Annotated in this window: 10 protein-coding genes; 7 read left to right on the top strand and 3 right to left on the bottom strand. The window is 70.5% G+C overall.

The features are described from left to right. Window positions 1-5: 5 nt before the first annotated feature. Together ccrA and AB0B91_RS27095 are read right to left on the bottom strand one after the other, a co-directional pair. Entirely contained in the window at window positions 6-1,370 is a 1,365-nt protein-coding gene (gene ccrA, locus AB0B91_RS27090) for a crotonyl-CoA carboxylase/reductase (protein ID WP_358325059.1), read from the bottom strand. A gap of 23 nt (window positions 1,371-1,393) precedes the next feature. Then, window positions 1,394-2,809 carry a carboxyl transferase domain-containing protein gene (locus AB0B91_RS27095; RefSeq protein WP_358326010.1) on the bottom strand — a complete coding sequence of 472 codons (1,416 nt, stop codon included), beginning with the start codon at window positions 2,807-2,809 and terminating at the stop codon, window positions 1,394-1,396. Window positions 2,810-3,308: 499 nt separating this feature from the next. On the opposite strand from AB0B91_RS27095, the gene rfbC reads away from it, so the two are divergent. The 4 genes from rfbC to AB0B91_RS27115 are packed head-to-tail and all read left to right on the top strand — an operon-like array spanning window position 3,309 to window position 6,877. Further along, complete coding sequence (rfbC, locus tag AB0B91_RS27100; RefSeq protein WP_358325062.1) at window positions 3,309-3,917, top strand: dTDP-4-dehydrorhamnose 3,5-epimerase; 609 nt, start codon at window positions 3,309-3,311, stop codon at window positions 3,915-3,917. Window positions 3,918-3,922: 5 nt separating this feature from the next. Beyond that, window positions 3,923-5,035, top strand: a complete 1,113-nt coding sequence (locus AB0B91_RS27105; RefSeq protein WP_358325065.1) for a DegT/DnrJ/EryC1/StrS family aminotransferase — start codon at window positions 3,923-3,925, stop codon at window positions 5,033-5,035. Then, on the top strand, window positions 5,032-5,937 hold the full coding sequence (locus tag AB0B91_RS27110; RefSeq protein ID WP_358325068.1) for a proline iminopeptidase-family hydrolase: 906 nt from the start codon (window positions 5,032-5,034) through the stop codon (window positions 5,935-5,937). Before AB0B91_RS27105 ends, AB0B91_RS27110 begins: the two co-directional genes overlap by 4 nt. Before the next feature lie 10 nt (window positions 5,938-5,947). Continuing rightward, window positions 5,948-6,877, top strand: a complete 930-nt coding sequence (locus tag AB0B91_RS27115; protein WP_358325071.1) for an ACP S-malonyltransferase — start codon at window positions 5,948-5,950, stop codon at window positions 6,875-6,877. A 34-nt stretch (window positions 6,878-6,911) separates the two neighbouring features. Here AB0B91_RS27115 and AB0B91_RS27120 read toward each other — a convergent pair whose 3' ends face one another. Beyond that, window positions 6,912-7,154: a phosphopantetheine-binding protein gene (locus AB0B91_RS27120; protein WP_358325074.1), complete on the bottom strand. Its 243-nt coding sequence runs from the start codon at window positions 7,152-7,154 to the stop codon at window positions 6,912-6,914. A gap of 93 nt (window positions 7,155-7,247) precedes the next feature. Here AB0B91_RS27120 and AB0B91_RS27125 point away from each other — a divergent pair, with 93 nt between their 5' ends. The 3 genes from AB0B91_RS27125 to AB0B91_RS27135 all read left to right on the top strand — a co-directional run bounded on the left by AB0B91_RS27125 (window position 7,248) and on the right by AB0B91_RS27135 (window position 11,621). After that, entirely contained in the window at window positions 7,248-8,798 is a 1,551-nt protein-coding gene (locus AB0B91_RS27125; protein ID WP_358325077.1) for an amino acid adenylation domain-containing protein, read from the top strand. Window positions 8,799-8,898: 100 nt separating this feature from the next. Further along, window positions 8,899-10,407, top strand: coding sequence for an AMP-binding protein (locus AB0B91_RS27130; protein ID WP_358325079.1), 1,509 nt, complete (start codon window positions 8,899-8,901; stop codon window positions 10,405-10,407). Next, window positions 10,404-11,621, top strand: coding sequence for a type III PLP-dependent enzyme (locus AB0B91_RS27135; protein WP_358325081.1), 1,218 nt, complete (start codon window positions 10,404-10,406; stop codon window positions 11,619-11,621). Before AB0B91_RS27130 ends, AB0B91_RS27135 begins: the two co-directional genes overlap by 4 nt. The last annotated feature ends 4 nt before the right edge of the window (window positions 11,622-11,625 follow it).

Genomic DNA, 11,625 nt, shown 5'->3' on the forward strand with positions numbered 1-11,625 from the left:
CACGCCTATGCCGGCGTCGAGAGGGTGGGGGTGGCGTCCACCAGCTCGCGCAGCGGGTTGAGGCGGTCCGCGCCGAGCTCGGCGCGCCGCGCGGGGTCGGTGACGCCCATTCCGGGCTCGGGCGCCATGCAGAGCACGCCGACCTTGCCGATGTGGCCGTTGGTCTGCACCAGCCGGGTGGCCTCCGCGACCTCGTCCAGCGGGTAGACGGCGGACAGCGTCGGCACCACCTGCCCGAGGTCGAACAGCCGCACGCACTCCCGCACCTCCTGCAGGTTCGCGCCGTGGCTGCCGATGATGCGCTTGAGGTGCATCCAGAGGTAGCGGTTGTCGTAGTAGTGCTGGTAGCCGGTGCTGGAGCCGCAGGTGACCACCGCGCCGCCCCGCCGGGCCACGAACACCGAGATGCCGAACGTCGCCTTGCCCACGTAGTCCATGACGATGTGCGGGTCCTCACCGACCGCCGAGCGGATGGCCTTCCCCAGCCGCTTGCCCAGCGTGATCGTCTGCTCGGGCGTGATCTCGATGTCGTCGGTCATCCCTATCTCGTTGCGGTTGATGACGACGTCACAGCCGAGACTTCTCAGGACCTCGGCCTTCGACTCCGAGCCGACGACCCCCACGGGTATGCCGCCGCCGTTCTTGACCATCTGCACGGCGTACGCGCCGAGACCGCCGGCCGCGCCCCAGATGAGGACGACGTCGCCCTGTTTCATGCGGGCGCCTCGGGGGCTGACCAGCATGCGGTAGACCGTTCCCGCGCACAGCGTGACGCAGGCGGCCTCCTCCCAGCTCAGATGGGCCGGCTTGGCCGCGAGCTGGCTGGCCCGGGCCAGGGTGTAGTGCGCCAGGCCGCCGAAGTTGGTCTCGAAGCCCCAGACCCGCTGCTCGGCGCCGAGCATGCCGTCGGCGTGCGTGGCCGGTTCCTGGTCGTCGGCCTGGATCGGGCTGATCACGACGTGGTCGCCGACGCGCCAGCGTCGCACGCCCGCGCCGACCGCGACCACGACCCCTGCTCCGTCGGAGCCCAGCACGTGGAAGGGCTGGTCGTGGCGGGCCGCGAACGCGCTCGTCCGGCCGAACCGCTTGAGGAAGCCGAATGTCGGCAACGGCTCGAACGTCGCCGACCAGACGGTGTTGTAGTTGATCGCGCTGGCCATGACCGCGACCACGACCTCGTCCGGCGCGAGCTCCGGCATGGGCACCATGCCGACGCGCAGCGACTTGCGGACGTCCTTGTCCTCCATGCCGGTGAACATCTCGGTGTCCTCCACCCGGAGGTAGGAGGCCGGATACTCCTTGGGCAGCGGGATCTTCGTCAGCTCGCCGGGCGTGGCTCCGCCCAGCAAGGCGTCGGCCATGGGATCCATGTCACTCCTTAGTCTTGAGCCGATCACAGCGGGATGTTCCCGTGACGGCCACGCGTCGCCGACGCTGTGGCGAGCGCTGTGGCCAGCGCCATGGCGAGCTTGGGCCGGGTCTGCGCGGGGTCGATCACTTCGTCGACGACGCCCAGGGCCACGGCGCGGGCGACGCCTCCTGCCACACGGGTGTGCTCGGCGACGAGTTGCCGCCGCAGTTCCGCGCGCTCGTCATCGTGCGCGGCGGCCAGTCGCTTGCGGTGCAGGATGCCCACCGCCGCGTCCGCGCTCATCACCGCGATCTTCGCCTCCGGCCAGGCGAACACCGCGGACGCGCCGAGCGAGCGGGAGTTCATGGCGATGTACGCCCCGCCGTACGACTGGCGCGTGACCAGCGTGACCCGGGGGACCGCCGCCTCGGCGAAGGCGTGCAGCAACTTGGCGCCCCGCCGCACCACGCCACCCCATTCCTGGGTGACGCCGGGCAGGTAACCGGGAACGTCGACGAGCACGATCAGCGGAATGCCGAACGCATTACACATCCGGACGAACCGCGAGGCCTTCTCGGCACTCAGCGAGTCGAGGCAGCCGCCCATGCGCAGCGGGTTGTTGGCGATCACGCCGACGCTCCCGCCGCCCAGGCGGCCGAGGCCGACGACGATGTTGGGGGCCCAGCGCGGCTGCAGCTCCACGAAGGGAGTGCCGTCGTCGACGATCTCGCGTACCAGCGGGCGCACGTCGTAGGCCCGCCGCGCCCGATCCGGCAGCAGCGATCGCAGGTCCTTTCCGCCCAGCGCGACCCGGGGTTCGACGCGGGCGCGGTGCGCCAGCAGCAGCGTCACCCGCCGCGCGGACTCGTACGCCTCGCTCTCGGAGTCGACCACGATGTGCGCCACGCCCGACTTGCGGCTGTGCGTCTCGGCGCCGCCCAGCGACTCCATGTCGATCTGCTCACCGGTGACGGACCGCACGACGTCGGGGCCGGTCACGAACATCCGGCCGGCCTTGGCCATGATCACCACGTCGGTGAGCGCCGGACCGTAGGCGGCGGCTCCCGCGGCGGGGCCGAGGATGACCGAGATCTGCGGCACCCGCCCGGAGGCGCGGGTCATCGCGGCGAACATCCGCCCGACGCCGTCCATCGACTCGACACCGTCCGCCAGCCGGGCGCCGCCGGAATGCCACAGGCCGATCACCGGGCAGCCTTCGCGCACCGCCGTGTCGATGGCGGACACGATCTTCTCGCAGCCCGAGGCGCCGAGCGCGCCGCCCATGATGGCCGGGTCGGTGCAGAAGGTGACCACCTGGTGGCCCGCGATGCGGCCCATGACCGCGGACACGCCGCTGGTGTCGGGATCATGCAGCGGCGTCACCGAGTCGGCGTCGAGCAGCCGGGCCAGCCGTACGGCCGGCGCGCGCTGGTCGAGCGGGAAGTGTTCCTGGGTGATCGGCGGGGTGGCGGTCAACGCCGTCTTCCGTTCGCATTCAGGGTGGAAAAGATTGTTTCCCGCATGTTTCCTACCTCCAGCGCCAACGCTGAGGACTTATCGTATGGATTCCAGCAGACTGCTGGAAAATAGGCTTATCCATGCTCTATCTCTACACAACCCTTACGAGTCCCCCTATGCGCCCTATAGCCTTGCCGACGGAGGCGGAACGCCGGCCTTCCGGCGCCGTTCCCGGCCGCCACGTCCGCGGGCCGAGCCGCCGTCGCCGTGCTCGCGTCCGCACGTCAAGCCCTGTGCTGCCCGGTATCCGGGTCGATCCGCCGGAAGGTGCCGACCCTGCGCCGGGGGAGCGACCCGGAAAAGAATGGCTTTATCGCATATTGCCCCATAGTTGCCGCTAGGGGGGCCGGTAGGGGTTGTTTCGCGCGTCTCCAGCGGCCAATCATGGTGCCGTCATTTCGACGTACGGCACCATTTCCTATGCCTGAAAGGTCAGCACATGGAGATAGCCGAGCTTGGAGTCGAGAGCGCTTTTCTGATCACGCCGGACGTCCACTCTGACCACCGGGGGCTTTTCCTCGAAGTGTTCAGCCAGCCGGTGTTCGAGCGGGCGGTGGGTCATCGGCTGTCCGTCGCCCAGCTGAACTGCTCGGTGTCCCGGCGCGGGACCATCCGCGGCATGCACGCCATCGCGCTGCCGGGCCAGGCCCGTTACGTCACCTGCGCGCAGGGCGGCATCGTCGACATCGTGCTCGACATCCGAGTCGGCTCGCCGACGTACGGCGCTCACGTCGCGGTCGAGCTGACCGCCGCGAACCGGCGGGCCCTGTATCTGGCGGAGGGGCTCGCGCACGGGTTCGCGCCGCTGACCGACGACGCCACCGTCGTCTACCTGTGTTCGAGCACCTGGTCCCCGGGCGCGGAGGTCATCATCAACGCGCTGGACCCGGAGCTCGGCCTGCCCTGGCCCACGGATGGCCCGGTGCAGTCGGAGAAGGACGCGGCGGCGCCCTCCCTGCGCGAGGCCAGGCGGCTCGGGCTGCTGCCCACTCTCGCCGAGTGCCAGGCGCGGTACGCCGAACTCGCCGATCTCACGTTGACGAGGTGACGGTGATGATCCCCCTGTTCCGCGTGGCGATGTCTCCTGAAGCGCCGGCCAGGGCCGCCGAGGTCCTCGGCAGCGGCAGCATCGGCCAGGGAGCCAAGGTCGAGGAGTTCGAACGGGCCATCGCCGGCCGGGTCGGCCGGAACGAGGTGGTCACGGTCAACAGCGCGACGGCGGGCCTGCACCTCGCCCTGCACATGGTCGCCCGCCAGGATGACGACGACGGTGAGGTGCTGTCCACGCCGTTGACCATGGAGGCCACCAACTGGGCGATCCTGGCCAACCGGCTGCGCATCAGGTGGGTGGACGTCGACCCGGCCACGCTCAACGTCGATCTGGACGACCTCGCCCGCAAGATCTCGCCGAAGACACGGGCCATCATGATCGTGCATTTCGCCGGCTATCCGGTCGACCTCGACCGGCTCCGCGCGATCATCGACCAGGCCGAGGCCAGGTTCGGGTTCCGGCCACCGGTGATCGAGGACTGCGCGCACGCGTGGGGCGCGACCTACGGCGGCGCGCCCATCGGCGGTCACGGCAATCTGTGCGTGTTCAGCTTCCAGGCCATCAAACACCTGACCTGCGGCGACGGAGGCGCTCTCGTCCTGCCGACCGAGGAGCTCCGGCGGCGCGCCACGCGGCTGCGCTGGTTCGGCATCGACCGGACGGCCGACCGGCTCCGCAACCCGCCGGACGTCACGGAGTGGGGCTTCAAGTTCCACATGAACGACATCAACGCCTCGATCGGCCTGGCCAACCTGGCGTGGGCGGACGAGGTGCTGGCCCGGCACCGGGACAACGCCGCCTTCTACGACAGGGAGCTGGCCGGCGTCGCCGGGCTTGAGCTGACCGAGCGGGCCGCCGATCGCCGGTCCTCCTTCTGGATCTATCCGATGAAGGTGGAGGACCGCGACGGCTTCATGAAGCGCATGGACGAGGCCGGGATCATGACCAGCAACGTGCACGAGCGCAACGACCTGCACACGGCCGTGCGCCCGTACTCCTGCCTGCTGCCCGGCCTCGACCGGGTCGCCCCGCGTATCGTGTGCGTTCCCGTGGGCTGGTGGGTCACCGAGGAGCAGCGTACGCACATCGCGGACACCATCAGGCGGGGCTGGTGACCTCGCCCGCCGCTCTCCCTGCCAAGGGCACGGTGCCGTTCGGGGAGCACAGGACCTGGTACCGGGTCACCGGCACGCTGGGCGCGGGCCGGCCGGCCGTCGTCGTCCTGCACGGCGGGCCCGGCAGCACGCACGACTACCTGGTCGGCCTCGCCGCGCTCGCCCAGGACGGCTGGCCCGTCGTGCACTACGACCAGCTCGGCAACGGCGGCTCCACGCACCTGCCGGACAAGGAGGCCGAGTTCTGGACTCCGCGGTTGTTCCTCGACGAACTGGACAACCTGCTGCTCAGGCTCGGCCTCGGGGACGACTACGTGCTGGTCGGGCAGTCGTGGGGCGGCATGCTGGCCGCCCTGCACGCCTCGGCGAGACCGGGCGGCCTGCGCGGTCTGGTGATCGCCGACGCTCCCGCCTCCTACCCGCTGTGGCTACGGGAGATGCGGGTGCTGCGCGGTCGGCTGCCCGCGGGCGTCGACGAGACGCTGCGCCGCCACGAAGCCGCGGGCACGACCGATTCGCAGGAGTACTTCGACGCGATGATGGTCTTCTACAACAGGCACGTCTGCACGCTGGAGCCGTGGCCGCGCGAGTTCGTCGCCACGTTCATGGAGATCTACAACGACCCGACGGTCTACTACGCGATGAACGGGCCGAGCGAGTTCCACGTGATCGGCTCGCTGCGTGACTGGGGCGTGGAGGACCGCGTCGCGGACATCGAGGTGCCCACCCTGCTGATCTCCGGACGGCACGACGAGGCCACGCCCGCCACCGTGCGACCGTACTTCGACCTCATCCCCGACGTGCGGTGGGAGGTTTTCGAGGAGTCCAGCCACACGCCGCACCTGGAGGAGCCCGAGCGGTTCAGACAGGTGCTGATCGAGTTCCTGAAAGGTCTGGGTTAGTGAAGTGGACATGCGGACCGCGATCGTCTTCCCCGGCATGGGACCCACCCGGTACTCCGATGTCGCCACGTTCATGCTCGGCGACCCCGCCGCGCGGCGGCTGGTCGCGCTCGCCGACGACGTGCTCGGCTACTCGCTGGCCGGCCGCTTCCGCGACTCCGGCGCCGACTACTCCGAGGCGGCACAGGTGGCGTTCCTGGTGAACTGCCTGGCCCTGGCGGAGTGGGCCGAGCAGACGCTGGACCTCGCCCCGCACCTGGTCGCGGGCCCGAGCTTCGGTGGCAAGGCGGCCGCCGCCTACTCGGGCGCGCTGTCGTTCGCCGACGCCGTGCGCATGACCGCGGGTCTGGCGCGCTGCGCGGAGGACTACTTCGCGCACGAGCACCGGGACATCGTCACCTGCTCCTTCGTCCGCGTTCCCGAGACCGGGCTGGCGGAACTGGTGGCGGAGCTGCGTGAGCGAGGCGAATGGCACGACGTCTCCTGCTACATAGATCACGACTTCTTCATGGTCTCGCTGCGGGAGCGGCAGGTGGAGTGGCTGGAGCGGCGGGTCCGGGCGATCGGCGGGCTGCCGCTGTACACGATGCGGCCGCCCATGCACTCGGCCGCCTTCGAGCCGCTGCGCAAGAGGGCCGAGGAGGAGGTGTTCGGCGAGCTGCGCTTCACCGACCCGCGGCTGCCGGTCGTCGACGATCACGACGGGCGGTTGCTGACCGGTGCGGCGGGGGTGCGGGCCATGGTGCTCGACGGGTTCGTCCGGCCGCTGCGCTGGCCCGAGGTGGTGGCCACGCTGCGGCGGCTCGGCGTCGAGAAGCTCTGCGTCAGCGGACAGGACGCCATGTTCGGCCGGGTGCCGATCACCACGCGGAACTTCACCGTCGTCCCGGTGAACCCGAGGATGGCGGTGCTGCCGCGGCCATCGGTTCCCTCGGCCTGACGAGGCCTCGCGGGCCTCGTCAGGCGCCGGCCGGTCAGGCCGCGGAAATCCCCGAAAGGACCGTCCAGAGCGTGCCCGGAGTCTCGAACGTCTCCTTCGTCAGCGCATCGTCCTTGAATCGCACCCCGTACGCCGCCTCAAGCGCGGCCAGGAGTTCGACGATGCCCAGCGAATCGAGGCCGAGGCCCGGCAGATCCGCATTTTCGAGAAGCTTCTCGGTGGCGGGCAGAAACGGCAGATGCGGCCGCAGGAGTTCTTCGAAGCGTGCATCCCACATGACAGCTGATTTCCTTTCTCCAGTTTACCGAGAAAAAGCCTACGGCGCTGACGTTATCCGGCGGCAATGTGAATGTCCATAATGGTGGATCAGATGAATGCAGATTATCCGCACCCTCTCTATGCGTATTTCCTGCGCGGCCTGGCCATTGCCCCCGACCGGCCCGCCTTCCGGGTCGGCCCGGACACGGCGACCTACGCGGAGCTCCACCGGGCGGCCCTGCGCTGGGCCGGCGTCCTGCTGAGGTCGGCGCCGTGCCGGCCCGGCGCCGTGGGGGTCCTCGCGGACAAGGGGGGCACGGCGTACGCCGGCATCCTGGCCGGCCTCTACGCGGGGGCGGCGGTCGTGCCGCTCCAGCCGGACTTCCCGGCGTCCCGGACCCGCCAGATGATCGAGGCCGCCGGGGTGTCGGCGCTGATCGTCGACGACCGCGGCCGGAAGCGGGCGGAGGAACTCCGCGCCCAGGGGGTGGACGTGCCCGTCCTGTCGCCCGACACGCTCGGTGGCGGGCGGGCCCTCGCCGCGCCGCGGCCGGTCGACGCCGCCGACGTCGCCTACGTGCTGTTCACCTCGGGCTCGACGGGCCGGCCCAAGGGGGTGCCCATCACACACGGCAACACCGCGCACTACTTCCGGCTGCTGGCCGGACGGTACGACTTCACCCCCGATGACGTGTTCTCGCAGACCTTCGACCTGACCTTCGACTGCGCGATGTTCGACCTGTTCTGCGCCTGGGCCGCCGGTGCGACCGCCGTGGGCGTGCCGTCGCACGCGTACCGGCACCTGCCGGAGTTCCTGGCCGAGCAGGGGATCACCGTGTGGTTCTCCACCCCCAGCGCGATCTCGCTGGTCCGCAGGACCGGCGGGCTGGCGCCGGGGGCGCTGCCGACCCTGCGCTGGAGCTTCTTCGCAGGGGAGGCGCTGAAGTGCGCGGACGCCGTCGACTGGCAGCGCGCGGCGAGCGGCTCCGCCCTGGAGAACCTCTACGGCCCGACCGAGCTGACGATCACGATCACCGGTCACCGCTGGTCACCGGAGACCTCGCCCGGCCGCTGCGTCAACGGCCTGTCCCCGATCGGCAGGGTGCATCCCGGCCACGGCCACCTGCTGGTCGACGACGCGGGCCGGCCCGTCGGCCACGAGGGCGAGTTGTGGATCACCGGGCCGCAGCTGACGCCGGGATACCTCGACCCGGAGGACGACAAGGGCCGGTTCATCGAGAGGGACGGCCTTACCTGGTACAACACCGGCGACCGCGTCCGGGCCGCGGACGACGGCGAACTCGTATACCTCGGCCGCGCCGACGCCCAGGTGCAGGTGCACGGCTGGCGGGTGGAACTGGCCGAGATCGATCACGCCGTGCGCGGCGTCGCCGGAGTGGCGGACGCGGTGACGGTGAGCGCCGAGAACGACGGCACCGCCGTCCCCGTCGTGTTCTACACCGGGAATCGGCTGGCGCCCACCGATTTCACCGCCCGGCTCGTCGAGACGCTGCCGGCCGGCATCATTCCGCGGCACTATCGCCATCTGGACGAGCTGCCGCTGAATCCCAACAGAAAAGTCGACCGGGCCGGTCTGCGTGAGCTCGCGGCGAGTCTGGTACAGAAACGCGGGCGCGCCGCGGAGGGGGGAGGGGCGCTTTAGGGGGGCGGTAGGGGTCTATTCGAAATAGGGGTTCGAGATAAATTTCCGGTGATTCGATATTCGCTGGAGATTCCTTTCCCACCTAGGCGGGAGGACGATATTGGACGGGACGCGGTTCCTTCGATCGGGCCTCATCCACGATCTGCTCGACGAGGCCACCAACGCGAGACCGGACGGCGGCGCGGTCCGCGACGCGCACGGTGCGTGGAGCTACCGGCGGGTCGACGAGCTCAGCCGGGCCGTCGCCGGCTGGCTGGCGGCCAATGGCGTCGGCCCGGGAGATCGGGTCATCGTCCAGCTGCCCAACCGGCGCGAGACGGTGCCCATCGTCTACGGCCTCTCCCGGCTCGGCGCCGTCTTCGTGCCGCTGCACCCCGAGATGAAGGCCTTCCACCTCCGCTCCGTGCTGGAAGACGCGGAGCCCACGCTGATCATCGGCGGCGGTGAGGCCATGCGCGACCTCGCCACGGTGCCGGTGTACGACCTCGGCGACTTCTGGACCGAGGTCGAGGAGATGGCGGGGTGGCCGGAGGCGTACGAGCCGGGCAAGATCCTGCCCGCGGACGTGGCCATCCTCATCTACACCTCGGGCAGCACCGCCGCCCCCAAGGGCGTGATCTGCCCGCACGCGCAGGTCACCTTCGCCGCTTCGGCCATCAACGCGGTGCTCGGATACGGCCAGGACGACGTGGTCTTCTGCCGGCTGCCCATGTCCTTCGACTACGGCCTCTACCAGATCTTCCTCGCCGCGCTCGGCGGCGCCGAGCTGGTCCTGGCCGAGGACGGAGCCGACCTGGCCCTGCTCGGTCAGCTCCGCGAGTCCGGCGCCACCGTTGTACCCGTGGTCCCGTCACTGGGCGGCATGATCGCGACGCTGGCCCGGCGGGCGAGCGAGGCCACGCCGAAGGTGCGGATGTTCACCAACACCGGGGCCGCGCTGCCGGAGGCGACCATCCGGAGCCTGCGGGACCGCTTCCCCGGGGCTCAGGTGGTGCGCATGTACGGCATCACCGAGTGCAAGCGCGTCACGATCATGGAACCGGAGCTCGACCGGGAACGCCCCGGCGCGGTCGGCCGTCCGCTGCCCGGCACCCGGGTGGTGATCGCGGACACCGCGGGCCGGCCGCTGCCGGCCGGGGAGACCGGGGAGATCGTGGTGGCCGGTCCCCACGTGATGGCCGGCTACTGGCGCGACCCCGAGCTCACCGCGCGCGCCTACCGCCCCGACCAGGACACCGGTGAGATCCGCCTGCACACCGGCGACTACGGCCGGCTCGACCAGGACGGCTACCTGTACTTCGAAGGCCGGCGGGACGACATGTTCAAACGCAAGGGCACCCGGATGAGCACGATCGAGATCGAGGCGGCCGCCATGGACGTCCCGGGCGTGCGCGCGGCCGTCGTGCTGCCCCCGGCCGAAGGACACGACCTCGTCGTGTTCGTCGAGGCCGACCTGACGCCCCATGCCGTGCTGGACGCGCTGAAGCAGCGGCTCGAACCCGCGAAGGTGCCCGCCTCCTGCCGCGTCCTGCCGCGCTTCCCGCTGACGCTCAACGGCAAGAACGAGCGCAAACAGATGGCCCTGCTGCTCCTTGGAGGCGACGCGTGAACTGGTACACCGAGCTCGCCGCCCGCTACGGCTCCCCGCTGTACGTCTACGACCTGGACCGCGTCACCGCCGCGCACGCGGACCTGCGCCGCGCCCTGCCCGACGGGTTCTCGCTGTTCTACTCCTTCAAGGCCAACCCGCATCCGGAGATCGCGCGAGCGCTGCGCGACGGCGGAGCGCGCGCCGAGATCAGCTCGACCGGTGAGCTGAACGCGGCGTTCGCCGCCGGCTTCGACGGGTCCGAGGTGCTCTGCACCGGACCGGGCAAGACCACCGAGGAGCTGGCGGTCGCCGTCGACGGCGGCGTCCGCGCCTTCTCCGTCGAGTCGCTCACCGACCTGTGGCACGTCGGCGAGGTCGCGGCCGGACGCGGCGTGACCGTGGACTGCCTGCTGCGCGTCAACAGTGCTGAGCCCGGCGCCGCCACCAGCATCCGGATGACCGGCGCGCCCTCCCAGTTCGGCTTCGACGACGAGACGATCCCCGGCCTGATGCCGCAGCTCCGGGCGGTGCCCGGCACGCGGCTGGCCGGGGCGCACCTGTTCTCGCTGAGCAACTCCAAGGACGAGGAGAGCCTCGTCGCCGAGTTCGCGCACACCATCTCGGTGGCCGCCCGTCTGGAGCGGGAGAGCGGCCTGCCGATCCGGTTGCTGGACATCGGCGGCGGATTCGCCGCGCCGTACCTCGCCTCGGGAGAGCGGCCCGTGTACGGCGGGCTCCGCGCCGGGCTGGAGACCGTCCTCGACGCGCGCTTCCCCGCCTGGCGGGCGGGCACGCCCGAGTTCGCCTGCGAGTCCGGCCGTTACCTGGCCGGCGACTGCGGCCGGCTGGTCTGCACCGTGGTCAACGTCAAGGAGAGCCGCGGCCGCAGGTTCGTCATCCTGGACGCCGGCATCAACATCCTCGGCGGCATGTCCGGGCTGGGGAGGCTGCTGCCGGTCTCGGTGGAGCTCGACGACGCCTCCTACGACGGCGAGCGGCAGCCCGCGACCCTGGTCGGCCCGCTCTGCACCCCCGGCGACATCATCGCCAGGAACGTGCCGCTGCCGCCGCTCGAACCCGGCGACGTCGTGTCCATTCCCAACGCGGGGGCCTACGGGATGACCGCGAGCCTGGTGATGTTCCTGGGCCACCCCGCGCCCATCGAGGTCGTCGCGCGCGGTCACCAGGTGGTGTCCGTCTCCCGGATCGAATTCAACCGCAAGTACGAGTGAGCTA

Source organism: Nonomuraea sp. NPDC049141, assembly GCF_040648415.1.
Classification (GTDB): domain Bacteria; phylum Actinomycetota; class Actinomycetes; order Streptosporangiales; family Streptosporangiaceae; genus Nonomuraea.